The organism is Streptomyces naganishii JCM 4654 (genome assembly GCF_014650575.1).
GTDB lineage: Bacteria > Actinomycetota > Actinomycetes > Streptomycetales > Streptomycetaceae > Streptomyces > Streptomyces naganishii.
The window spans coordinates 175,355-196,476 of the sequence record NZ_BMVF01000005.1; the positions used below are offsets into that span (position 1 = coordinate 175,355).

At 72.9% G+C, this 21,122-nt stretch carries 16 protein-coding genes; 10 read left to right on the forward strand and 6 right to left on the reverse strand.

From position 1 onward, the window contains the following. The first annotated feature begins 54 nt into the window (after nucleotides 1-54). The 7 genes from IE217_RS11030 to IE217_RS11060 all read left to right on the forward strand — a co-directional run bounded on the left by IE217_RS11030 (nucleotide 55) and on the right by IE217_RS11060 (nucleotide 10,914). Nucleotides 55-1,350, forward strand: a complete 1,296-nt coding sequence (locus IE217_RS11030) for an ABC transporter substrate-binding protein (protein ID WP_190177601.1) — start codon at nucleotides 55-57, stop codon at nucleotides 1,348-1,350. Between the two features lie 8 nt (nucleotides 1,351-1,358). Further along, complete coding sequence (locus IE217_RS11035) at nucleotides 1,359-2,261, forward strand: carbohydrate ABC transporter permease (protein WP_190177602.1); 903 nt, start codon at nucleotides 1,359-1,361, stop codon at nucleotides 2,259-2,261. Further along, a complete protein-coding gene (locus IE217_RS11040; protein WP_190177603.1) occupies nucleotides 2,258-3,172 on the forward strand; it encodes a carbohydrate ABC transporter permease in 915 nt (304 codons plus the stop codon). The genes IE217_RS11035 and IE217_RS11040 overlap by 4 nt, the downstream gene beginning before the upstream one ends. Before the next feature lie 32 nt (nucleotides 3,173-3,204). Next, complete coding sequence (locus tag IE217_RS11045) at nucleotides 3,205-4,491, forward strand: glycoside hydrolase 5 family protein (RefSeq protein ID WP_190177604.1); 1,287 nt, start codon at nucleotides 3,205-3,207, stop codon at nucleotides 4,489-4,491. Further along, nucleotides 4,488-6,536: an endo-beta-N-acetylglucosaminidase gene (locus IE217_RS11050; protein WP_190177605.1), complete on the forward strand. Its 2,049-nt coding sequence runs from the start codon at nucleotides 4,488-4,490 to the stop codon at nucleotides 6,534-6,536. The genes IE217_RS11045 and IE217_RS11050 overlap by 4 nt, the downstream gene beginning before the upstream one ends. A 35-nt stretch (nucleotides 6,537-6,571) precedes the next feature. After that, nucleotides 6,572-9,598 (forward strand): alpha-mannosidase, encoded by a 3,027-nt coding sequence (locus IE217_RS11055; protein WP_190177606.1) that lies wholly within the window; start codon nucleotides 6,572-6,574, stop codon nucleotides 9,596-9,598. 848 nt (nucleotides 9,599-10,446) lie between these two features. Next, entirely contained in the window at nucleotides 10,447-10,914 is a 468-nt protein-coding gene (locus IE217_RS11060; protein ID WP_190177607.1) for a DUF4231 domain-containing protein, read from the forward strand. A gap of 34 nt (nucleotides 10,915-10,948) precedes the next feature. Here IE217_RS11060 and IE217_RS11065 read toward each other — a convergent pair whose 3' ends face one another. Together IE217_RS11065 and IE217_RS11070 are read right to left on the reverse strand one after the other, a co-directional pair. Further along, the gene (locus IE217_RS11065; RefSeq protein ID WP_190177608.1) at nucleotides 10,949-11,356 is read right to left on the reverse strand and encodes a DUF3224 domain-containing protein; all 408 of its coding nucleotides are present in this window, start codon (nucleotides 11,354-11,356) and stop codon (nucleotides 10,949-10,951) included. A gap of 56 nt (nucleotides 11,357-11,412) precedes the next feature. Continuing rightward, nucleotides 11,413-12,834, reverse strand: a complete 1,422-nt coding sequence (locus IE217_RS11070) for a lipase maturation factor family protein (RefSeq protein WP_190177609.1) — start codon at nucleotides 12,832-12,834, stop codon at nucleotides 11,413-11,415. A 99-nt stretch (nucleotides 12,835-12,933) separates the two neighbouring features. Between IE217_RS11070 and IE217_RS11075 the strand changes: the two genes are divergently transcribed. Beyond that, complete coding sequence (locus tag IE217_RS11075) at nucleotides 12,934-15,021, forward strand: SpoIIE family protein phosphatase (RefSeq protein WP_190177610.1); 2,088 nt, start codon at nucleotides 12,934-12,936, stop codon at nucleotides 15,019-15,021. Nucleotides 15,022-15,087: 66 nt separating this feature from the next. After that, complete coding sequence (locus IE217_RS11080) at nucleotides 15,088-15,951, forward strand: Fpg/Nei family DNA glycosylase (protein WP_190177611.1); 864 nt, start codon at nucleotides 15,088-15,090, stop codon at nucleotides 15,949-15,951. Between the two features lie 63 nt (nucleotides 15,952-16,014). Here the strand turns inward: IE217_RS11080 and IE217_RS11085 are convergent, their stop codons facing one another. The 3 genes from IE217_RS11085 to IE217_RS11095 form a co-directional block, all read right to left on the reverse strand. Continuing rightward, nucleotides 16,015-16,674, reverse strand: a complete 660-nt coding sequence (locus IE217_RS11085; RefSeq protein ID WP_190177612.1) for a zf-HC2 domain-containing protein — start codon at nucleotides 16,672-16,674, stop codon at nucleotides 16,015-16,017. A 197-nt stretch (nucleotides 16,675-16,871) separates the two neighbouring features. Further along, nucleotides 16,872-17,387, reverse strand: coding sequence for a hypothetical protein (locus IE217_RS11090; protein ID WP_190177613.1), 516 nt, complete (start codon nucleotides 17,385-17,387; stop codon nucleotides 16,872-16,874). 134 nt (nucleotides 17,388-17,521) lie between these two features. Further along, nucleotides 17,522-18,070: a sigma-70 family RNA polymerase sigma factor gene (locus IE217_RS11095; RefSeq protein WP_190177614.1), complete on the reverse strand. Its 549-nt coding sequence runs from the start codon at nucleotides 18,068-18,070 to the stop codon at nucleotides 17,522-17,524. A 279-nt stretch (nucleotides 18,071-18,349) separates the two neighbouring features. Here IE217_RS11095 and IE217_RS11100 point away from each other — a divergent pair, with 279 nt between their 5' ends. Continuing rightward, nucleotides 18,350-19,513 (forward strand): CapA family protein, encoded by a 1,164-nt coding sequence (locus IE217_RS11100; protein ID WP_190177615.1) that lies wholly within the window; start codon nucleotides 18,350-18,352, stop codon nucleotides 19,511-19,513. 64 nt (nucleotides 19,514-19,577) lie between these two features. Here the strand turns inward: IE217_RS11100 and IE217_RS11105 are convergent, their stop codons facing one another. Continuing rightward, the gene (locus IE217_RS11105; protein ID WP_190177616.1) at nucleotides 19,578-20,990 is read right to left on the reverse strand and encodes an amino acid permease; all 1,413 of its coding nucleotides are present in this window, start codon (nucleotides 20,988-20,990) and stop codon (nucleotides 19,578-19,580) included. Between the last annotated feature and the right edge of the window lie 132 nt (nucleotides 20,991-21,122).

Genomic DNA, 21,122 nt, shown 5'->3' on the forward strand with positions numbered 1-21,122 from the left:
CGGCATGGTCACTGCCGACACCAGCAGCCGACCCCCCAAGGGAGCCGTGTCACCGTGCCCACATCCCGCAGAGCCGCCCTCGCCGCGGCCGCCGTCGCCGTCCTCGTCCTGCCGCTCAGCGCCTGCGGCTCCTCGGACGGCAAAGGCGGTTCGACGGACGCCTCCGGCAAGGTCGAGGGCGACATCACCTTCCAGACCTGGAACCTGCGCGCCAACTTCAAGGACTACTTCGAATCGGTCGTCGCCGGCTTCGAGAGCAAGTACCCCGGCACGCACGTGAAGTGGATCGACCAGCCCGCCGAGGGCTACGCCGACAAGATCAGCGCGGACGCGGCGGGCGGCACCCTGCCCGACGTCGTGAACGTCTCCCCGGACCTGGTCGCCCCGCTCGCCAAGGCCGGCCTCGCGCTCGACCTCGACAAGGCCGCCGCCCGCTACGAGAAGGAGTACCTGCCCGGAGCCTGGGCCAGCCACCAGATACCGGGCATGAAGGGCACCTACGCCTTCCCCTGGTACCTCAACACCGGCCCGCTGTTCTACAACAAGTCCCTGTTCAGGAAGGCAGGCCTCGACCCCGACCGGCCGCCCAGGACGTACGACGACCTCTTCACCGACGCCCTCGAACTGGCGCACAAGAGCGGCGGAAAGGTCGCCACCCTCGCCAACGTCCCCACCATCGAGGACTTCGGCCGCTACGGCGTGCCGCTCGTGAACCAGCAGGGCACCGCCTTCGCCTTCAACGACCCCAAGGGCGTCGAACTCCTCACCAAGTACAAGCAGTTGTACGACGCCAAGGCCCTCGACCCGCAGGCCCTCACCGCCACCCCGGAGTCGTCGGGGAAGAAGTTCCTCACCGGCGCCGTCGCCATGAACCCCGGCAGCGCCCTGGACCTGGACAACTTCAAGAAGCAGGCGCCGAGCCTGTACCGCGACATCGGCATCACCGACCAGATCACCAGCACCGGTCACGTGAACATGTACGTGATGGGCGTGATGGTGAACTCCCGGACCAGGCACACGCCCGCCGCGGTCGCCTTCGCCCACTACGTCACCGACGCCGCGCACCAGATGGCGTTCGCGAAGAAGGTCGCCATCTTCCCGAGCACCGCCGGCTCCCTGGACGACCCGTACTTCACCAAGCAGGACGGCACCGACGAGACCCGGGTGCGCGTCGCAGCCGCCAAGTCGCTGAAGACGGCGGTCAATTACACGCCCGTACTCTTCAGCGACCAGATGAAGACCGCGCTGCGCAACGAGGTCGCCAAGGCGCTCCAGGGCAAGCAGAGCCCCAAGGCGGCCCTCGACAACGCTGTCAAGGCCTGCGACACCCTCCTGCGGCAGCAGGGCTAGGACCGGACATGGCCTCGTCCACCGTGCTCCGGGGACGGCGTGTGAAACGCCAACTGCCTACCAGCCCCTGGCTGTTCGCCGCCCCCGGACTGCTGATCGCCGGCGCGTTCATCCTGTACCCGTTCGTGTCCACCGTGGTGAACTCCTTCACCGACCGCCGCACCCTGATCCCGGGCCGCTTCGTGGGCCTCGCCAACTTCCGCGAGCTGCTGCACGACGACATGTTCTGGACCGGCCTGCGCAACAGCACGCTCTACGTCCTCGGGGTCGTCCCGGCCCTCGTGGTGCTGCCGCTGCTGCTCGCGCTGCTGGTGCAGAAGAACATCCCCGGCATCGCCTTCTTCCGCGCCGCCTTCTACACCCCGGTCGTCGCCTCGGTCGTGGTCGTCGGGCTGATCTGGGTGTGGCTGCTGGACGAGCGCGGGCTGGTCAACTCGCTGCTGGAGACCGTGGGCGTGGGCCGGGTCGGCTTCCTCAGCGACCAGTGGCTGCTCCTGCTCAGCGCCATGGCCGTGACCGTCTGGAAGGGCCTCGGCTACTACATGATCATTTACCTGGCGGCGCTGGCGAACGTCCCGCGCGAACTGCACGAGGCCGCCGCCGTGGACGGCGCGGGCGCGGTCCGCCGCTTCATCACCGTCACCGTGCCCGCCGTGCGCTCCACCATGGTCCTGGTCGGCGCGCTCTCCTCGGTCGCCGCCTTCAAGGTGTTCTCCGAGGTCTACCTGATGGCCGGGCCGAGCGGCGGACCGGCCGGCGAGGACACCACCCTCGTCATGCTCGTCCAGCGCACCGGCACCGGCCTCACCGGCCGCGTCGGCTACGCCTCCGCGCTCTCCGTCGTCGTCTTCCTGGTCACCGTCGCCCTGATGCTGCTCGTGCTGCGCGCCGACCGGAGGGAGGAGTCATGAGCCTCCTGGAGAAGGCGCCGCCCCGCCGCCCGGCCGCCGCCACCGCCCGCGCACCCCGCGCCGGACTCAGGGACGAACACGGCCGCCGCGTCCGCGCCTGGGAACTGGTCCTGCGCTACGTCCTGCTGCTCGCCGTCCTCGCCCTGACCGTCGGCCCGTTCCTGTGGCAGCTGTCCACCTCGCTCAAGGGCCCGACCGAGGACATCTTCAGCTCCCCGCCGAAGTTCCTGCCCGGCCACCCTACCCTGCACAACTACCAACGGGTCTCCGCCACCATCCCCGTGTGGGACTACGCACTGAACTCGCTCAAGGTCGCCACCGCCAACGTCGTCACCAACTGCGCCGGCTCCGCCCTCGCCGGCTACGCGCTCGCCCGGCTGCGCTACCGGGGCCGCGCGGCGGCCACCCTGACGTTCGTCCTCGCGATGCTCGTGCCCGTCGAGGGCATCGTCATCGCCCAGTTCACCACCATGCGCGAACTCGGCCTGAACAACACGCTCGTCGCGGTCGTCCTGCCCGGCTCCGTCGGCGCCATGAACGTGCTGCTGATGCGCAACGCCTTCCGCAACCTGCCGTACGAGATCGAGGAGGCCGCCTACGTCGACGGCGCCGACGTGTGGCAGCGGTTCCTGCGGATCGCGCTGCCCTCCGTCAAGGGCACCCTGGCGGTGGTGGCCATCTTCTCCTTCATGGGCGCCTGGGACGACTTCCTGTGGCCGCTCATCGTGCTCAGCGACCCGTCCAGGTTCACCCTGACCATCGGACTGAACTACCTCCACGGCACCTTCGCGGGCGACGAGCGGCTCGTCGCCGCCGGCACCGTCATCGCCGTGGCCCCGCTGATCGCCCTCTTCGCCTGCCTCCAGCGCTACTTCTTCCGCGGGGTCGGCGAAGGCGCGGTCAAGGGCTGAACCCGCCACCTGTGTCAGACGAGGACCCACGTATGCCTGCTGCCGTGCGCTTCGGCGTCAACTACACCCCGAGCGAAGGGTGGTTCCACCACTGGCTCGACTTCGACCTCGACGCCGTGCGCGCCGACCTGGACTCCGTCGCCGCCCTCGGCATGGACCACATCCGGGTCTTCCCCCTGTGGCCCCACTTCCAGCCCAACCGCACGCTCATCCGCCCCCGCGCCGTGGAGGACCTGGTCCGGCTCGTCGACGCCGCCGCCGAACGCGGCCTCGACGTCAACGTGGACGGACTCCAGGGCCACCTGTCCAGCTTCGACTTCCTGCCCGCCTGGACCCGCACCTGGCACCGCCGCAACCTCTTCACCGACCCCGACGTGCTCGACGGCCAGGCCGCCTACCTGCGCACCCTCGCCGCCGCTCTCGCCGACAGCCCCAACTTCCTCGGCCTGACCCTCGGCAACGAGGTCAACCAGTTCTCCGCCGCGCCCCACCCCGACCCCGACCGGGCCACCGCCGCGCAGGTCGACGCCTGGCTGGAGCGCATGCTCACCGCCTGCGAGAAGGGCGCCCCGGGCAAGCTGCACCTGCACGCCGAGTACGACGCCACCTGGTACCAGGACGACATGCCCTTCACCCCGGCCCAGGCCGCCCGGCACGGCGCCCTCACCGCCGTCCACTCCTGGGTGTTCAACGGCACCGCCCAGCGCCACGGCCACGCCTCCGTACCCGCCCGGCACCACGCCGCCTACCTCGTCGAACTCAGCAAGGCCTGGGCCGGGCGACCGGACCGTCCCGTGTGGCTCCAGGAGGTCGGCGCGCCCGCCCCGCTCGTACCCGCCGAGCACGCCGCCGAGTTCGCCGAGGCCACCGTCGCGGCCGCCCTGGACTGCCCGGACCTGTGGGGCATCACCTGGTGGTGCTCCCACGACGTCTCCCGCGGCCTCGCCGACTTCCCCGAACTCGAGTACAGCCTCGGCCTGCTGACCAGCGACCGGCGGCCCAAGGACATCGCCCGCGCCCTGACCCGCGCGGCCCGCGACCACCGCGAGAGCGGCAGCGGGACCCGCTTTCCCGCCCGAGCCCCGGCCCCCCGCACCACCGCGCTCGTCGTGCCGGCCGACCCGGCGGCCCGCTCCCGCTGCGCACCCGGCGGCGACGTCTTCGACGCGTTCTTCGCGCTGACCGCCGACGGCGCCCGCCCCACCACCGTCCTCGACACCCGGGCGGCCGACCCGGACCACCTCGCCGCCCGCTCCATCACGGAAGCCGTCACACCCGATCAGGTACTCCGGACCCCCCGAGGAGGCACCAGCCCGTGAACCGCCCCACCAGACGCGCCGTCCTGCTCGCCGGCGCCGCCGCCGCGCTCCTGCCCGCACCGCCCGCCGCGGCCGCGGCGCCCACCGAGGCCGCCCCGGCCGCCGAGCCCGCGCCGGCGTCCCAGCCGTACGCCTCCTACTGGTACCCCGACTCCCTGCCCGCCGGCACCCCCGGCCCCGGCGTCACCTGGCGCAGCCTGAGCACCTGGAGCGCCGCCACCGACCCCGACCTCGCCCTCAACGCCTCCACCGTCCCGCTCGCCCGCCGCTTCACGCCCACCCCGGCCAACACCACCGCCCGCGCCGGACAGGCCCGCGTCCAGGCCCTGGTCTCCTTCGGACCCACCTCCGGCAACCCCTCCCAGGGCTCGGCCACCGCCGACTACTACGCCCTCACCCACTGGGCCTACCTCGACGAACTCGTCTTCTGGGGCGGCTCGGCCGGCGAGGGACTGATCCTCGCCCCCAACGCGCCCGTCGTGGACGCGGCGCACCGGCACGGCGTGCCCGTCCTCGGCAACGTCTTCCTGCCGCCCGTCGCCTACGGCGGACAGCTCCGGTGGACCCGCGACCTCGTGCGCAGGGACGCCTCAGGCCGCCACCCGCTCGCCGCGCAACTCGTCGCCGTGGCCGCCGCGTACGGCTTCGACGGCTGGTTCCTGAACGCCGAGACGGGCGGCGGCGACAGCGCCCTGGGCGCGGACATGCTCGGCTTCGTGACCGAGCTGAGGACGCTCGCCGCCGCCAGGGGACATCGCGTCACCTGGTACGACGCGATGACCGTGGACGGCCAGGTCGCCTGGCAGGGCGCGCTCGACGACCGCAACCAGGACTTCTTCCAGGCCGCCGACGACATGTTCGTCGACTTCCGCTGGAGCGCGGAATCCCTGGCCTCCTCCGCCCGGACCGCGGAACAACTCGGCCGAGACCGCTACGAGTTGTGGGCGGGCGTCGACGTCGAGTCCAGCGGCACCGGGACCGTCGTGGACTGGGACGCCATCGTGCCGTCCGACGCCCCGCACGTCACCTCGATCGGCTTCTACCGGCCCGAGTGGACCCGCGACCACCTGCCCGCCGGCCGCACCCCCGAGGACTTCCACGCCGCCGACGACCGGTTCTGGACCGGCCGCTCCCTCGACCCGTCACGGCCGGACACCGGAGACGTCTGGCGCGCGCCCGCCGTGTCCGTCGCCGACCGCTCCACCGTCACCGCCGTGCCCTTCGCCAGCGTCTTCAACACCGGCCACGGGCTGCGCTGGTACGAGGACGGCGAGGTCACCTCCGACACCCCCTGGAACCAGCTCGGCCTCCAGGACCGGCTGCCGTCCCGCCGCTGGGCCGTCCGCACCGAAGGGCGACGGCCCGCCGTCCGTCTCGACTTCGCGGACGCCTGGCGCGGCGGCAACAGCGTGCTGGTGGAGGGCGAACTCGACCGGCCCGCCGTAGTGGACCTGTACGCGACCCGGCTCACCGCCGGCCCGCACACGGTCGTCGAACTGACCCACAGGGCCGACTCGGGCGACGTCCGCGTCGAGCTGGCCGTGGCGACCGCCGAGCCGGAGGCGGCCGGGCAGGCACCGCCGTACACGTACCTGCCCCTGCCCAAGGTGCGGGCGGCCGGGCACGGCGGCTGGCGGACCAGCACCGTCCGGCTCACCGGCCTGTCCGGCACCCTGCACGCCCTCGGCGTCCGGCTCACCTCCCTCGCGGGCTCGGTCCCCGTGCGCTGGCGGCTCGGCGGCCTCGCCGTCCACGACGGCGAGGCCGCCACCCCCTCCGCCCCCGTCCGGCCGAGGATCACCGCGGCCCGCGGCGGCGACCTCCGCCTGGCCTGGCGGCCTTCCCGGGGCGCGGTACGCCACTACACCCTCCACCGCGTCCTGCCCGACGGCGCCCGCCGCTTCCTCGCCGCCACCTGCCAGCACGCCTGCTTCGTCGCGGGCCTGACTCCCGCGCCGGGTGAGCGGGCCGCACGGTTGGAGCTGCGCGCCGTGGGGGAGCTCTACACCTCGTCGGCCCCCGTGACCCTCACCCACCCCTGGTAACCACCCGCAGACGTACGACCTACGGAGCACCCCGCATGCATGACGACCGCAGCCTGGTCGAGGCCCGCCTCCGGCGCGTCCTGGACGAGCGCATCCGCCCCGCCGTGTACCCCGAGTCCGTCCCGCTCCAGGTGGCGGTGTGGCACGCGCCCGGAGAGCCCGTGCCGGTCGCCGAGGGCCTGGCCGCCGAGCCGGAGCCGATCGAGGTGGGCGCCCGCTGGGGTGCTCCGTGGGGCACCAGCTGGTTCCGGGTGACCGGGACCGTCCCCGAGGCGTGGGCCGGGCGGACCGTGGAGGCCCTGCTCGACCTCGGCTTCGACGAGAACATGCCCGGCTTCCAGTGCGAGGGCCTGGTGTACCGGCCCGACGGCACCCCGGTGAAGGGCCTCAACCCGCGCAACCAGTGGGTGCGGGTCGGCGCACCGGTCGCGGGCGGCGAGGAGGTCCGGCTGCACATCGAGGCCGCCTCCAACCCGGTCGTCCTCGACTACCGCCCCTTCCTGCCCACCCGGCTCGGCGACAAGGAGACGGCGGGCAGCGAACCGCAGTACACCCTCGCCCGCATGGACCTCGCCGTCTTCGACGAGACGGTGTGGCAGCTGGTGGCCGACCTGGAGGTGCTCGGCGAGCTGATGGCGGAGCTGCCGGACGACGCGCAGCGCCGCTGGCAGATCCTGCGCGCGGTGGAGCGTGCGCTGGACGCCGTGGACCTCCAGGACGTCAACGGCACGGCTGGCAGGGCGCGTTCGTGCCTGACGGACGTGCTCGCCGCGCCCGCGGTGCCCTCCGCCCACCGGATCAGCGCGGTCGGGCACGCCCACATCGACTCGGCGTGGCTGTGGCCGCTGCGCGAGACCGTGCGCAAGGTGGCCCGCACGGCGTCCAACATGACCGCGCTGCTGGAGGACGAGCCGGAGTTCGTCTTCGCCATGTCCCAGGCCCAGCAGTGGGTGTGGATCAAGGAGCACCGGCCCGAGGTGTGGGCGCGGGTGAAGAAGGCGGTGGCGGACGGGCGGTTCGTGCCGGCCGGGGGCATGTGGGTGGAGTCCGACACCAACATGCCGGGATCGGAGGCGATGGCCCGTCAGTTCGTGCACGGCAAGCGGTTCTTCCTCGACGAGTTCGGCATCGAGAACGACGAGGCGTGGCTGCCCGACACCTTCGGCTTCGCCGCCGGCCTGCCGCAGATCATCCGCGCGGCCGGGTCCACGCGCCTGCTCACGCAGAAGATCTCGTGGTCCCGGACGAACAAGTTCCCCCACCACACCTTCTGGTGGGAGGGCGTCGACGGCACCCGGATTTTCACCCACTTCCCGCCCGTCGACACCTACAACTGCTCCATGAAGGGCGGCGAGATCGCGCACGCGGCCCGCAACTTCAGGGAGAAGGGCGCCGCCCGGCACTCCCTCGCCCCCACCGGCTGGGGCGACGGCGGCGGCGGCACGACCCGTGAGATGGTCGCCAAGGCCGCCCGGCTGCGCGACCTGGAGGGCTCCGCGCGAGTGGAGTGGGAGACCCCGTCGGCCTTCTTCGACAAGGCCGAGGCCGAGTACCCCGACGCGCCCGTCTGGGTCGGCGAGCTCTACCTGGAGCTGCACCGGGCCACCCTGACCAGCCAGGCCGGGACCAAGCAGGGCAACCGGCGCAGCGAGCACCTGCTGCGCGAGGCGGAACTGTGGGCGGCCACGGCCGCCGTACGCACCGGTTTCCCCTACCCCTACGAGGAGTTGGACCGCATCTGGAAGACGGTGCTGCTCCACCAGTTCCACGACATCCTGCCGGGGTCCTCCATCGCCTGGGTGCACCGCGAGGCCCGCGCGACCTACGAGCGGGTCGCCGCCGAGCTGGAGAACGTCATCGGCGCCGCGCAGCGCGCGCTGGCCGGTTCGGGCACGTCCGAGCTGGTCTTCAACGCCGCCCCGCACAGCCGTGCCTCGGTCCCGGCAGGCGGCGCCGGAGCCGCGGTCACCGAGGGCGCCACCCGGCTCGCGGCCCGCCCGGACGGCGGGTACGTGCTGGACAACGACGTGCTGCGGGCCGAGATCGACGCCCGCGGCCTGGTCGTCTCGGTGTACGACCACGCGGCCGACCGCGAGACCGTCGCCCCCGGGCGGGCCGCCAACCTGCTCCAGCTCCACCCCGACTTCCCCAACATGTGGGACGCCTGGGACGTCGACGAGTTCTACCGCAACACGGTCACCGACCTCACGGACGCCGAGGTCGTCGAGGCCGGCCAGGATGGCGCGTCCGTGCGGATCGTACGGTCCTTCGGCGCCTCCCGCGTCACCCAGGTGCTGTCGCTGCCCGCGGGGGAGCGGCGGCTGGTGCTCGACACCGAAGTCGACTGGCACGAGCGGGAGAAGTTCCTCAAGCTGGCCTTCCCGCTCGACGTGCACGCCGAACGGTACGCCTCCGAGACGCAGTTCGGGCACGTCCACCGTCCCACGCACACCAACACGTCCTGGGAGGCGGCCAAGTTCGAGGCCTGCAACCACCGTTTCGTGCACGTGGCCGAGCCCGGCTGGGGAGTGGCGGTCGTCAACGACTCGACGTACGGCCACGACGTGACCCGCCAGGTCCGCACCGAAGGCGACCGGGGCACGACCACGACGGTCCGCGTCTCGCTGCTGCGCGCCCCGCGCTTCCCCGACCCCGAGACCGACCAGGGCGTCCACCGCTTCCGGCACGCCCTGGTGCCGGGCGCGGACATCGGCGACGCGGTGCGCGAGGGCTGGCGGATCAACGTGCCGGAACGGCGGCTGACCGGCGCGGCCGCCGAGGTCGCCCCACTGGTGACGGTGGACGAGGACGCGGTGGTCGTCACGGCGGTGAAGCTGGCCGACGACGGCAGCGGGGACGTGGTGGTCCGCTTCCACGAGGCGCACGGCGGGCGGGCCCGGGCCACGCTGACGGCGGGCTTCGAGGTCGCCGGCGCACAGGTCACCGACCTGCTGGAACGGCCCCTGCCGGACGCGGCGGCACCCCGTCTCGACGACGGCCGCCACATCGCCGTACGACTACGCCCCTTCGAACTGACAACCCTCCGGCTACGGCGCGGCTGACCCGGGAAGCGGGCGGACCCGCCACCCCGCGCGTGCACGACTTGCCCACGCCATCCGCGCGTGATGGGCAGCCCTCGTTCCCGCGCGCGGGCCGGGTGCCGTCCGCGCCTCCGCGTCGGCTGCCGGGTAACCCGGGCATCCGGCGGCTCCGCCACCCCGCGCGTGACCGGCAGGACCCCGCCGCCCCGCGCGTGGCGGGTGACCCCTCCTTCCCGCGCGCGGGCCCGGGCGTCGCCCGCGCCTCCGCGTCGGCTGCCGGGGTAATCCGGGCGTCCGGCGGCGCCCGCACCCCCCCGGCGCCTGATCCGGGCGGTCCCGTGCCCCGGGTCGGCCGGGCGGGCAGGTGGCTTTGCCACCTTGCGCCGGTCGGGCGGTCCCGCAACTCGCGCCAGCCGGACGGCAGGTGGTCCCGTCATCCCGCGCGTGACAGCCGGCCCCACCTTCCCGCGCGGGCCGGGTGCCGCCCGCGCCTCCGCGTCGGCTGCCGGGGTAATCCGGGCGTCCGGCGGCGCCCGCGCTCCCCGGCGCCTGATCCGGGCGGTCCCGCACCCCGCGGGTCGGCCGGGCGGGCAGGTGGCTCCGCCATCCCGCGCGGGCCGGACGGTCCCGCACCTTGCGTCGGCCGGACGGGCAGGTGGCCCCGCCACCCTGCGCCGACCGGGCAGGGGACCCTGTCACCCCACGACGGCCGGGCGGCCAGCCCCGCATCCCGCGTGGGCCGGTGCGTCCCTTGCCGGGTGACCCGGGCGGTGCGGCGGCCCGTGGGCCCCGGACGCCGTGGGCCGTCGCGGCGGCCGGGCAGGCGGACCCGCTTTCCCGGGCCGGTCGGGGGACACCATGATGGGGCGATGAGACGCACAAGGGTGCCCGACCAGTCCTGGGCCTCGCAGCCGGATCCCCTGCTGGCCCTGGCCCGGCGGGAGTTGGCGTTCTACGCCCGCTCCTGCGACCGGGCCAGGCGGCTGCACCACGTGACCGAAATGGGCGCCCTCGGCACCACCTCGGTCACCGTGGTCGCCGCGGGACTGCACGCCCCCGCCTGGCTGACCGCGCTGATCGCGGGCGGCGCCGTCTTCTTCACGGGCATGCGGCAGCTGTTCAACCCAGGCTCACGCTGGGTCCTGGCCGCCCGGTCCAGGGAAACCCTCCGCCGCGCCCTCGACCGCTACCTCCTGACCCCCGAGCCGGCCCGCGACGGGGAGGTCCGCCAGGCCCTCCAGACCGCCATCGAGGAGGTGGGCGCCGAGGAACTGCGGGAGTGGTCCGAGTCCCGGGGCCACCGCCCCGACCCACAGCTCCCGGCCACGGGAGTGTGACCGGTCCGGCGGCCGCGCCCCGCGCCGTCTCCCGTCAGCCCAGCTCGTAGTCGAGCCAGATGCGGTGGGTGCCGTCCGGGTCCACGGACAGGCCGCCGGTGCCGGTGATGCCCGCCAGGCCGGCCGTGCCGCTCGCGGGGACGACGGTGAAGAACTCGGTGGTGCGGTCGGAGCCGGTCGTCGTCGCCGAGTGGACGAAGTTGAAGGCGCCCTCCCTGCCGGCGAGGGTGCCCTCGAAGGACTCCATGGCGACGTACGTACCCACCCCCTTCTCCTGGTCGTAGGCCGCGGTGAACAGGGTGGCCGACCGGCCCTCGATCTCCCCCTCGAAGTGCTTCTCCATGGTCGCGACGCCCACGGGAAGGGCGGTCGTGACGGCCGGATCCTGCTCCAGCGCGGCCGGCTTGAACGACTTCACGGTGAAAGTGCCCGTAGCTCTCATGCCCGCGACCGTACCGGGAGCCTCTGACAACGGGAGCCTCTGACAACGGGACCGGTTCACGGCCTCCGCGCGGCCCCCGCCAGCCGGGTCGGGGGCAGGAACTCGCGGACGTAGGTGCGGTCCCAGCAGGCGCCGGTGGCGCGCAGCTCCCGCCAGGTGGTGTAGCGGTAGCGGAAGAGGCGGGCCCGGACGTAGCGGGGCGGCCGGCCGGGCGGGAAGGGGGAGCGGCGCAGCAGGCGCAGGGTGGCGCGGTCGCCCTCCAGGAGCCGTTCCATGAAGGTGCCGAACCACGAGCCGGCGTACGCCGGGGACAGCGCCACGAACCACATCAGCCAGTCGAGGCGCAGATGGTAGGGCGCGAACTGGCGCGGCCAGCGCCGCGGATCCCCGGGTTTGCCCCGGAACTCGTACTCCCGCCAGTCGGAGTCCTCACGCGGCGTGTCGTCGAGGGTGCCCTCGACGACCACCTCGTAGCGGATCCGGCTGACGCTGCCGAAGGCGCCGTAGGTGTTGACCAGGTGCAGGGGGTCGAAGGAGCGGTTCATGACCTGGCGGCGGGAGATCATGTTGACCACCGGCCGGTAGCTGAGGAAGGCCACCAGGGCGGCCACCGCGAGGACCACCACCTCGTACCACAGCGGAGCCGGCGCCACCGGCGGCGCGTGCGCGGGGAAGCGGACCGCCGACAGCGCGAGCACGATGGTGATCCAGTTCAGCCAGGAGAAGTTGCCCGACAGGACCAGCCACAGCTGGGTGACGATCATCAGCGCCGCGGCCGCCGTCGCGACGGGCTGCGGGGTGAACAGCAGGAACGGCACGATCAGCTGCGTGACGTGGTTGGCGGCCACCTCCGCCTTGTGCAGCGGCCCGGGCAGGTGGTGGAAGAACCAGCTCAGCGGGCCCGGCATCGGCTGCGTCTCGTGATGGTGGTGCAGGCACGTGAGCTTGCGCCAGCACTCGTCGCCGCGCATCTTGATCAGCCCAGCGCCGAACTCCACCCGGAACAGGATCCAGCGCAGCAGGAACAGCACCACCACCGGCGGCGCCACCTCGCCGTTGCCGAGGAAGACCGCGAGGAACCCCGTCTCCAGCAGCAGCGACTCCCACCCGAAGCCGTACCAGGTCTGCCCGACGTTGACGATCGACAGGTACAGCGCCCACGGCAGCAGCCACAGCAGCATGGCGCCCCACAGCGGCAGCAGCGAGTCCGCCCCGGCGAGCAGCGCCGCCGACACCGCGCACCCGCCCCACGCGACCGCCGCGAACAGCGCGTCGGAGTAGCGCCAGTGGAACAGGCTCGGCGCCCGGCTGAACGGCACCCGCTCGACGAACCGGGGGACCGGCAGCAGCCCCCGCTCGCCCAGCAGCGCCCGGAACTGCAGGGCCGCCGTCAGGAACGCGACGAGGTACACCGCGGCCAGGGCCCGCTGGAACACCAGCCGGCTCAGCCAGTACTCGGGGGCGGTGAACCATCCCACGGCCGTGCACGCTCCTTCCCTTCCCTTCCCGCGCCGTCCGCGCTCCGGCTACCCCTTCCCCGGCTCGAAGAATCGGGCAAACCCTGGCAAGGTGGCTCCATGGCTGAACGGGGAGCGCACGCCCTGTCACTCCCGGACGACTGGCCCGCCCACCCGGATCCGATCCTGGCCCTCAACCGCATGGGCAGCTTCGACTGGGACCTGGACAGCGGTCTGTTCAGCATGGACGCGCAGGCCTACGAGATCTTCGACATCACCCCGGCGGAGTACGACGGCCACCCCGAGAGCCTGGCACCCCGGGTCCCCGGAGGCGAGGGCCACCGCCTGGACGCCCTGGTGGCCCGGGCGATGAAGGAGGGCCGGGAGAACTACGGCACGTACATCCGCCTGCGCCGCAAGGACGGCTCCCTGCGCTGGGTCTACACGCAGGGCTACATCCGCCGTGACGACACCGGCCGCCCCCGCCGCATCATCGGCATCATCCGGGACGCCACCGACGAGCTCAACGACACCGCGGGCCGGCAGGAGCGGGCCGCCCGGGACGCCGCCCGTCGGGAGCAGACCAACGTCGTCCAGGCCGCCACCGCCGCCCTCGCCCACGCGCACACCGTCCAGGACGTCATCGACGTCGTCAAGGACACCCAGGGGCTCGCCCTGCTGGGCTCCACCAGCCTGGTCCTCGGCCTGGTGGAGGCCGGCAGGATCAGGCTCGTCGCCGAGGGCCCCGAGGGCACCTCCGTGCCCGGCACGCGCGTCACCCGGATCGACGAGCCGTACCCGATGAGCGAGGCCGTGCGCACCCTCAGCCCGCGCTTCATCGAGTCCCCGGAGGACTTCGCCGACCGCTACCCCATCCTGTGGCCGCACATCACCGGTCTGAACATCACCTCGGCCGCCTACCTGCCGCTTATCGCCCAGGGCCGCCCGATCGGCGGCATGGGCCTGCTCTACAGCGGCCGCTACGGCTTCTCGCCCGAGGAGCGCAACGTCCTGGTCGCCCTCGGCAGCAGCATCGCGCAGAGCCTCCAGCGCGCCATGTTCTACGAGCAGGAGAAGGACCTCGCCCAGGGACTCCAGCAGGCGATGCTCCCGCGCACCATCCCCAGCGTGCCAGGCGCAGACGTCGCCGTCCGCTACCGCTCCGGCTACGCCGGCGGCTCGCTCGGCCGCGACATCGGCGGCGACTGGTACGACCTCATCCCGCTGCCCGGCGGCCGGGTCGGCGCGGTCATCGGCGACGTCCAGGGCCACGACACCCACGCTGCCGCCGTCATGGGCCAGCTGCGCATCGTGCTGCGCGCCTACGCCGCCGAGGGCCACGCCCCGGCCACCGTGATGGCCCGTGCCTCGGTCTTCCTGCACGAACTCGACACCGACCGCTTCGCCACCTGCCTGTACGCCGAGGCCGACCTGTCCACCGGCGTGGTCCAGGTGGTGCGGGCCGGGCACATCGATCCGCTGGTGCGGCTGGACGACGGCAGCTGCCGCCGCGTGACCGTCGACGGCGGCCTGCCGCTCGGGCTGTCCGCCGAGTTCGGCAGCCTGGAGTACCCGGTGTGCGCGATGGAGCTCGACCCCGGGCAGGCGCTGGTGCTGTGCACCGACGGCCTGGTCGAGCAGCCCGGCGCCGACCTCGACGACGGCATGCGCGTCCTGGTGGAGTCGATCGCCGCCGGACCCGCCGAGGTGCGCGACCTCGCCGACCGGCTCATCGAGATCGCCGACGCGCGCGGCGGCGACGACGACGTGGCCCTGCTGGTGCTGCGCCGCCGCGCCCTGACCGAGCGCCAGCCCCTGGGGCGGCTCCAGCAGCACGTGCCGCCCGGCGACCCCCAGGCGCTGACCCAGGCCCGCCATCTGATCCGCGCCGCCGTGCGCTCCTGGGGCGCCCGGGAGCGCTCCGAGGAGATCGAGCTGGTGGCCGACGAGCTGATCACCAACGTGCTGATGCACACCGAGGGCGCCGCGGTCGTCACCTTGCGGGTCCTCAGCGGGACCGACCGGAGGCTGCGTGTGGAGGTCGAGGACTCCTCCAGCGCGCTGCCGCGCCGCCGCGAGCCGGGCGAGCAGGGCGTCTCCGGGCGCGGCCTGCTGCTCGTGGACCGGCTCACCGACGTGTGGGGGGTGGAGGCGCGGGGCGGCGGCAAGTGCATGTGGTGCGAGTTCGTGGTCCCGGAACGGGACTGACGCGGCCGGAGGCCGGGCGGTCGCGGGTCGCGTGGCGTTGTCGGTGCCGGGTGGCACCCTGGAGCCATGCCCGAACTGCCCGAGGTGGAAGCGCTCAGGGACTTCCTCAGCGAGAACCTGGTGGGCCGCGAGATCGTCCGCGTCCTGCCGGTGGCGATCAGCGTCCTGAAGACCTACGACCCTCCCGTCACCGCCCTGGAGGGCCATGAGGTCACCGAGGTGCGCCGGTACGGCAAGTTCCTGGACCTGGCCACCGCCGGCGGCCCGCACCTGGTGACGCACCTGGCCCGCGCGGGCTGGCTCCAGTGGAAGGACCGCCTCCCCGACGGCCCGCCCCGCCCCGGCAAGGGCCCGCTGGCGCTGCGCGTCGCCCTGGACACCGGCGCCGGCTTCGACCTCACCGAGGCCGGCACGCAGAAACGGCTCGCGGTGTACGTCGTACGGGACGCGTCGGAGGTCCCCGGTGTGGCCCGGCTCGGCCCCGACCCGCTGGCCGAGGACTTCGACGAGGGCCGGCTGGCGGAGCTGCTGGCGGGGCAGCGGCGGCAGATCAAGGGCGCCCTGCGCGACCAGAGCCTGATCGCCGGGGTGGGCAACGCCTACAGCGACGAGATCCTGCACGCGGCGAGGATGTCCCCGTTCAAGCCGTGCTCCTCCCTCACCCCCGAGGAGATCCGGCGGCTCCACGAGGCGCTGCGCACGACGCTGACCGAGGCGGTGGAGCGGTCCTGGGGGCTCGCGGCCGGGCGGCTGAAGGCGGAGAAGAAGAGCGGCCTGAGAGTGCACGGCCGGACGGGCGAGCCCTGCCCGGTGTGCGGCGACACCATCCGCGAGGTGTCCTTCAGCGACTCGTCCCTCCAGTACTGCCCCACCTGCCAGACCGGGGGCAAGCCGCTGGCGGACCGCAGACTGTCCAGGCTCCTGAAGTGAGTCACGGGGAGCCGGAAGTCACGGGGAGCCCGGAGTCACGGGAGCCGGGCACCAGTGGCCGGTTCAGGGCCCGTCGAGGGTCACGAGGTGCTGCCCGTCCGCCGTGCGGACCTCGAAGCGGTCGATCTCGCCGGGGTGCATCGTCGTGCCTCCGGACACCGCGTTCGCGTCCGGGTCGTGGGCCGGCACCATCCAAGTGGTGACGGTCTGCTCCGAGCCGTCCTGGCCGATCGCGACCAGCCGGCAGGAGCGGGGACCGGAGCCGTCCTTGATCCGCAGCTCCACCGAGCTGCCCCAGTCCGCGTCCGCGGTGCGGACCTCGGCCCACACCCCCGTCCTGGCGTCGGTCGCGGCGACCCGTGAGGGACCCTGACCCTCATTCGCGTGCCCGGCGACGGCGGCGAACGCCGGTCCGCCCACGGCCAGCACCACGGAGGCCGCCAGCCCGTACAGCAGGCGCCGGCGGCCGGCGCGGCGCCGGCGCGAGACCTCGCCGACCAGGTGGTCCAGCAGCCGGGGACCCGGCTGGGTCATGGGGTGCACGATGCGCGGCGTGGCCCTCCGGTACAGCATCAGCTGCCGTGCGGCGGGACCGAACTCGGTGACGTGCGCCGCGCAGCTGGGGCACTCCATGAGGTGGTCCTCGAAGCGGAAGGCGTCCGCCTCGTCCAGCACGCCGAGCGCGTACGCGCCGGCGTCGCGATGCCTCTCCAGGGACCTCATGCCGATTCCTCGTGACCGTGGGGTGCGGGTGGGGTTACTCGTTGCTCCCACCCGTACGCACCCGGCCGCGGAATCACTCAAGCCACGTACAGAATCGTAACCAAGAGGTTCGGAGCGGCCGGCGCCGCGGATTGGTCGGTTTCCGGAAAAGGTTTCTGGAAGAGATGTCCTGGAAGAGATCTTCTTGAAGAGGTCTCCTAGAAGAGATGGATGGCGAGGTGCCCGAGGGGCAGCCCGAGCCGCCAGGCCGGCGTCCACACCTTCGGTCCCTCGTCCTCCCCGGGCCCTCCCGCGCCGCCCGGCACCGCGTCCAGGTCGGGCGCGAGCAGCTCGGTCTCCTCCAGCCACCGCCAGGCCGCCTCGGCCAGCGCCAGGTCCGGCGAGGGGACGCCGCAGGCGTGCGCCTCGGCGGCCAGGTCCGCCATCCGCTCGCACACCCAGTCCTGCCAGGGCTGGTCGTACGCGGTGAGCGACAGCCACGTCTCCAGCTGCGAGACCACCCGGATGCCGGACAGCTCGCCGCCGGTGTCGGAGAGGAAGACCGTCAGCGCCAGCGCGTCCCGGCCGGCCCGGAACTCGAAGGACGTCGGCGGCATCAGGTCGCCGGTGCGCAGCAGTTCGTCGGCGATGTACTCGGCGTACAACCAGGCCATGGGGACGGCCAGTTCGCCACCGTCCTGGCCGTCCGTGCTTTCCTGCCCTCTGTGCAGCATCCCTTCCCGCCTTCCTCCCGTGCGTACGGGCGCCCGACCCCGGGTCCCGGTCCGGAACACGGATGAGGACAGCCGATTACTCAACGGTGGTCCACAGCAAGGCGCTTTACGGAGGTTTGACTTGGCGGTCGGTTTCACCGCAGGTCGGCCGCGTATCCCGGAAGCACCCGGCGCAGGGCGCGCAGCGCGTAGTACGCGCGGGACTTCACGGTACCGGGCGGAATCCCCAGCGTTTCGGCGGCTTCCGCCACACTCGCCCCGTGGAAGTACACCAGCACCAGGACTTCACGGTGCTCGGGAGTGAGTGTCTTCACAGCCTGGCGCACATCGAGCGTCGCGGCCGAGCGCTCGGCGTGGTCGCCGATCACCCGGGCGTTCTCCAGCACCGCGTCCCCGACCTCCGGCGGCCGTGCCTGACGGGCGCGGCGTGCGTCGATCGCGAGCCGTCGTGCCACGGTCAGCAGCCAGGGCCGTACGGAGTCGAAGGCGTCGGCGCGCAGCGCCTCGGGGTGCTGCCAGGCGCGCAGCAGCGTCTCCTGGAGCAGGTCCTCGGCGCGCTGGCGGTCGCCGTCGCACAGCCGCAGCAGCAGGGCGAACAGCGGCCTGCCGTGCTCGCGCTGGAGCGCGGCGAGTTCGTGCTCGGCGGTCGTGGTCCCGGGGGAGAGGATGGTTCCGGCCGTCATGGCCGACATGGCACCGCAGCACGCCGTCCGGGGACAGGGCGCGCGCACGGCGGTGCGGCGGACGGTCGATCGTGTCGGTGAACGGTACGACGAACGGTCCGTCACCCCCTCGCGCACGCTCCGTGAACCCCTTCTGCCGTGCCCGCGCCTACGCCAACGGGCTCAAGGAGGAGCGGATGCCGTTTGCGGCGGCGGCGAGCTTCATACCCATTTATCCGTCTGTATGAATGTCTGTCCGTGGTGAAGGTGTGTCCGTACGGCCGTGAGTGGGGTGAACCGGTGATCGCACGCAGACGGCAGGTGGCCCTGGCCGTGACGGCCCTGCTCGCCGCGGGCGCGGCCTGCTCGGCCCACCTCCGGCAGGAGCACGGCACGCCCGCCGCCGCGCACGGCGCCCCCGCCCCGGCCACCCGGCAGGTGGGCAGGTTCACCCTCGTCGCCTCGGGCGCGATCCTGCCCGACACCTCGGTCGTCGAGCGGGGCGACTTCGACGCCGGCGGGGCCGCGTACGACTTCCGGCCGATGCTCCAGGGCGTGCGGTCCGTGGTCTCCCGCGCCGACCTGGCGCTGTGTCACCTGGACACGCCCTACGGCGCGAAGCCCCCGTACACCGGCGCCCCGCGCTTCAAGTCGCCGCCCGAGCTGGCCCAGGCCCTCGCCGCCACCGGCTACGACAGTTGCGCCACCGCCTCCGAGCACACCCTCGACGACGGAGCCGACGGCGTCCGGCGCACCCTGGACGCCCTGGACCGCGCCGGGCTGCGGCACGCCGGCTCGGCGCGCGGCGAGGCCGAGGCCCGGGGCACGCTGCTGCGCGCGGGCGGCGCCCTGGTGGCCCACCTCGCCTACTCCTACGGCTCCGACCAGCCGGTGCCCCCCGGGCAGCCGTGGGCGGTGCGCCTGATCGACGAGGAGCGGATCCTCGCCGACGCGCGGGCGGCCCGGCAGGCGGGCGCCGACGTGGTCGTGGTGTCCCTGCACTGGGGCACGGAGTGGCAGGAGGCGCCCGACGAGCAGCAACTGGCGCTGGCCAGGCGGCTGACCGCCGCGCGCACCGGCGGCCGCCCCGACATCGACCTGATCCTCGGCACGCACGCGCACGTCCCCCAGCCGTACGAGAAGGTCAACGGCACCTGGGTGGTCTACGGCCTCGGCGCGCAGATCGCGGGCCAGCCCACCGACCTCCGCGGGATGCAGGACCCGCGCGCCAACCAGAGCACCCTCGCCCGGTTCACGTTCTCGCCGCCCGCGCGGCCGGGCGGGCGCTGGGAGGTGACCCGGGCGGAGTTCGTCCCCGAGGTCTACGACCTCGACGCCGGGCGGGTGGTGAACCTCGGCGAGGCGATCGCCCAGGGCGCCGACCTGAGGGGCGTGAGGGACCGCATCAGCGGTGTCGTGCTCGGCCGGGGCGCGGGCAAGGACGGGCTGACGATGGGGCAGTGACACGCGTCGGCGTCCCGCGGCTCGTGGTCGGCGGCGCTCCCGCACCGCCGACCACGCCTAACGCCTAACGCCCGGCCAGCGCCGACCGCTTGTACGAGTACCCGAAGTAGATCACGCACCCGATCAGGAACCACACGGCGAACCGCACCCAGGTCTGCCACTGCAGGAACGTGATCAGCCAGATCGAGAAGACCACGCCCAGCGCCGGCACGAACGGCATCCACGGGGTGCGGAACGTGCGCGGCAGGTCCGGCTGCCGGTAGCGCAGCACGATCACCGCCGTGCACACCACCACGAACGCCAGCAGGATGCCGATGTTGGTCAGCTCCGCCGCCTCCGCGATCGGCAGGAAACCGGCGATGACCGCCGACGCCACCCCGACGATCCATGTCACTCGGGTCGGCACGTGCCGCGTCGGGTGGGTCTTCGCGAACCACTTGGGCAGCAGCCCGTCCCGGGACATCGCGAACCACACCCGGGTCACGCCCAGCATGAACGTGAACATCACCGTGAGGATGCCGATGATCGCGCCCACCGCGATCACGTCCGCCAGCCGGTTCAGGCCCACCGACTTGAACGCGGTGGAGAAGCCGCTCTCCTTGTCGATGTCCTTGTAGTTCTGCATCCCCGTCAGCACCAGGCAGGCCGCCACGTACAGCACCATCGCGATCACCAGCGAGTAGATGATCGCCTTCGGCATGTGCCGCTGGGCGTCCTTGGACTCCTCGGCCGCCGTCGACATCGCGTCGTAGCCGAACACCGCGAAGAACACCGTCGCCGCGCCGGTGAACGCGCCGCCGACCCCGTACGGGAAGAACGGGTGGTAGTTCGCCGTGTCGATGTGGAAGACGCCCACGCCGATCACCAGCAGCACCACCAGCACCTTCAGCACCACCACGAAGGTCTCGAAGCGGGCCGCGTTGCGGATGCCCATGTTCAGCAGCCAGGCGATGAGCAGGCACAGGATCGCCGCGAACAGGTCCACCTTGTGCCCCGAGCCGGTGCCGGGCGCGCCCAGCATCCAGGCGGGCAGCTTCGCGCCCATGTCCTGGACGAGGAAGCTGAAGTAGCCCGAGATGCCGATGGCGACCACCGCCACGATCGCCGTGTACTCCAGCAGCAGGTCCCAGCCGATGAACCAGCCCGCGAACTCGCCGAGGACCGCGTAGCCGTAGGTGTAGGCCGAGCCCGCCTTCGGGATCAGGCCCGCGAACTCCGCGTACGACAGCGCGGCAGCCGCGCTCGCCACGCCCGCGATCAGGAACGACACCAGCACCGCCGGGCCGGCCGTGCCGTTGGCCACCGTGCCGGCCAGGGTGAAGATGCCCGCGCCGATGATGCCGCCCACACCGATCGCGGTGAGCTGGGTCAGCCCCAGCGATCTCTCCAGCCGGGGGCCCTCGCCGACTTCCGTCTCCTCGATGTGCTCGATGGGTTTGCGGCGGAGAATGCCTTCGCCCATCCGGAGCCCGGCCATGCGCCTCACCTCTTCGCAGACGGCAAACGGCTGACGGCGGATCATGATGACTCAGCCGCGCCGGGTACGGAAGACGCCACGCACGCCACGGCCGTGAGCCCGAGGAAGGCCCGCCGCAGTGGCCTACGGCAC